The organism is Methylophaga sp. UBA5088, assembly GCF_002414625.1.
Taxonomy (GTDB): domain Bacteria; phylum Pseudomonadota; class Gammaproteobacteria; order Nitrosococcales; family Methylophagaceae; genus Methylophaga; species Methylophaga marina.
In genome coordinates, this window is sequence record NZ_DIAC01000094.1 from 16,045 (window position 1) to 19,028 (window position 2,984).

Here is a 2,984-nt window from a genome sequence, read left to right on the forward strand (position 1 = left end):
GGCAGACATTAGAACAACAAATTAACCAAAAACTCGCCGAAGAAACGCATGGCAAAATGCCTTTATGGCAGGAGGCTCTTTCTGCTTTACCTGACATTACTCCAAGTCAAATCGAGTTACAAAGTGAGGTCAGAATAGGTCAGCAACTAGACTTGAATGGTCATGATATTGATGCATTGAAAACCTGTCTGCAGACTTTTCATCCTTGGCGCAAAGGGCCTTATCGTTTTTTTGATATTGAGATCAATACCGAGTGGCGATCGGATTGGAAATGGGACAGGGTCTTACCCCATATCAGTCCGCTTCTTGGTCGGCGAGTATTAGATGTGGGCGGAGGCAATGGCTACCATGGTTGGAGAATGCTGGGTGAGGGTGCTGAATTTGTTATGGGCATAGATCCTACCCTTGTTTTCACCATGCAATATCATGTGATGCAACGTTATATTGCCAGCGCTAGACATTTTGTGGTGCCAATAGGTATTGAGCACATGCCTGAGAAACTGGCCTGGTTTGATACAGTGTTTTCCATGGGGGTCTTATATCATCGTCGCTCACCGTTAACTCACCTTATGGAATTAAGAAATTGCCTGAAGTCGGGCGGTGAGTTAGTGCTGGAAACATTGATTATTGATGGACCAGAAGGTATGAGTCTGATACCTGAAGGGCGTTATGCGAAGATGCGCAATGTGTGGTTTATACCAAGCACTGAGACTATGCTGGTTTGGCTCAAGAAGTGTGGATTCAAAGAAGTGCGTTGTGTAGATGAATCTATTACGTCACTCGATGAGCAAAGAAGTACAGAGTGGATGACATTTGAGTCTTTAAAAGATTTCCTTGATCCGAATGACGTCACAAAAACGATTGAAGGATACCCTGCACCGAAACGCGGTGTGTTTATCGCTAAAGCGCCCTAGAGTGCTGTCGCTCCAGAAGTAATTGAAATCCATTGATCGTTACTGTTTTTGCAGGCATCGAGAGATTTTGTCTGGGTATTATTCTCTTTTGTAATAATAAGGTCATAGGCGAGACAAGGATAGTGACCATAAGAATAATGGTGGTCAATCACAATTTCGTAAGCGGTGCCAGTGACCTCATTCTTCCAGAAATGACTTTTGCCAATGGTTTCTGTTGAAAGGATTTTTTGGGTTTGTTGTAAGTCATGCGTAGTCATGGCGGTATCAGTATCAATTCCAGCCTCAACGCCTGCTAATAAATCCAGAGAAGCTTTCGTGCTGGTTACCGTAGTTATCAGGCTGACACTGATTAAACTTAATATATAGAGCCTTTTGCTTGAAAACATAGACTTCCGTAACTGGAGTAGAAACGTTACTTAAGGATGTGCTCTAATTTCATTTCGCACCACCAGAGACATGGTTAAGTAACATCATTCATTTCGTAAAAGGTCGAGTATATCCCTATCGATTTGATTATAACAACTATCAAATAGAGCTCAGCGCCGACATACACCACTTAATAAACGGATTGCCATGTCAACATCGTAAGTCATGACATGATTATCACGCAAAAAACGTTGTTGAACTTGATAGGCCTCTCTTTCCAGAATCATGCGCTGTGTGCAGTCAGGCTTTTCAATCATCGCTCCATGTTGATCCTGAAGAAAATGCACTAACTCATGAACAATATACCCCTGAGAGATGATGCTATCTTTGGTCAGTTTCTTGTCATAAAAGATGATATCTTTTTTATCGTCATAATATGCCAAGGCATTACATTCTTTACCATCACATAGAATATCGATCAGTTGCTGATGATTGACCGGTTCGATAACAGGTTTTTTTTCTGGCATATCGTACTGACTGAAGTTGACCGCCATCAATAAAAGTGTGCCAAGAATCTCTTGCATAACATCTCCTTGTCAGCATGATAATGATTCGACTGGATTTTTCAGAAACAGTTTCTGTTACGTGTTAAACGGCGGCTTAAACGTGATGTTTAGTATGAAATTTTTCTAAATCGGGCGGCGATTGCCGGTAATAAGCCTTTAATAGCTCATATAAATGCGTGTTATGTCGTTTTAATGCTACCGGTGTGGTGAAGAAATACTCAGTTATTACAGCAAAAAACTCAGCCGGATTGGTGGCGGCATAAGGATCCATGTAGGTATGTTTATGTGTGGCCAAGTCATGTAATAAACCTTGCCAGGCTGCCGTCAAAGTTTCAGTCCATTCCTGTAACGACATATCCGGATGTAATGGCGGCATGCCATTGGCACGGCCTGATAACATATCTAATTTATGAGCAAACTCATGAATGACAACATGATGACCTCGGTAAGGCTGCTGGCTGTCATGTTTAATATCCTGCCAGGAAAAGATAACGGGTCCCCGTGACCATGACTCGCCACTCAAGCCTTGTGTTTGCTTATGAACTACGCCATTTTCATCAGTGATATCACGTTTAATCTGAAAGGCACCCGGATAGAGAATAATTTCTCGCCAGCCATCATATGTGTTGAGTCCCAAATGCAAGATAGCAACACATGCCTGAGCCGCAACAGTAACAGCCATTTCTGGTGTCACCGTTACGCCAGCCGCGCCACTGAATGTTTTTTTATGAATAAACAGTGTTGCCAATAGTCGAATACGTGCTCGTTCAGAAATAGATCTGGCCTCAATAAGAGGTAAGTGACGGGTCACCTCATGCCATAAGCCAAAGGGTATCGGATACTGTTTAAGTACTCTGAGTGTGTGCCATTTACGGATGATATTCATGCAGAGAGCGTTTTTTTGGTCCTGGGTTGATTGAAAATAAAATGTTGAATGCCCATTTTTATCGCATTATCGATAACAAACCAAACCAATGCATATAGCCACATCAACCCGGCATATTCCCAACTCACTGCTGTAATAAATAGTCCGTTCACAGCCATCAATGTACCAATAATTTCTGTACCCAATGTCGCAGCTAATAACAGTGGAGATGGCCAGGGCTTTTGCCAGAACCAGCCATTATTTCGTGTCACA

The 2,984-nt window shown here is 42.4% G+C and carries 5 protein-coding genes; 1 reads left to right on the forward strand and 4 read right to left on the reverse strand.

Features of this window, described 5'->3' with window-relative positions; genetic code table 11:
• On the forward strand, positions 1–914 hold a 914-nt coding region (cmoB, locus tag B4K20_RS11625), incomplete at its 5' end, for a tRNA 5-methoxyuridine(34)/uridine 5-oxyacetic acid(34) synthase CmoB (protein ID WP_289283002.1).
• Here cmoB and B4K20_RS11630 read toward each other — a convergent pair.
• From B4K20_RS11630 to B4K20_RS11645, 4 genes are all read right to left on the reverse strand, one after another.
• On the reverse strand, positions 911–1,300 hold the full coding sequence (locus tag B4K20_RS11630; protein ID WP_289283003.1) for a hypothetical protein: 390 nt from the start codon (positions 1,298–1,300) through the stop codon (positions 911–913). The two genes, cmoB and B4K20_RS11630, sit on opposite strands and share 4 nt — an antisense overlap.
• A gap of 150 nt (positions 1,301–1,450) precedes the next feature.
• Positions 1,451–1,864 carry a hypothetical protein gene (locus tag B4K20_RS11635; RefSeq protein WP_289283004.1) on the reverse strand — a complete coding sequence of 138 codons (414 nt, stop codon included), beginning with the start codon at positions 1,862–1,864 and terminating at the stop codon, positions 1,451–1,453.
• 76 nt (positions 1,865–1,940) lie between these two features.
• Complete coding sequence (locus B4K20_RS11640; protein ID WP_286304909.1) at positions 1,941–2,732, reverse strand: zinc-dependent peptidase; 792 nt, start codon at positions 2,730–2,732, stop codon at positions 1,941–1,943.
• Positions 2,729–2,984: hypothetical protein (locus tag B4K20_RS11645; protein ID WP_289283005.1), on the reverse strand; the 256-nt coding region annotated here is incomplete at its 5' end. The genes B4K20_RS11645 and B4K20_RS11640, both read right to left, overlap by 4 nt.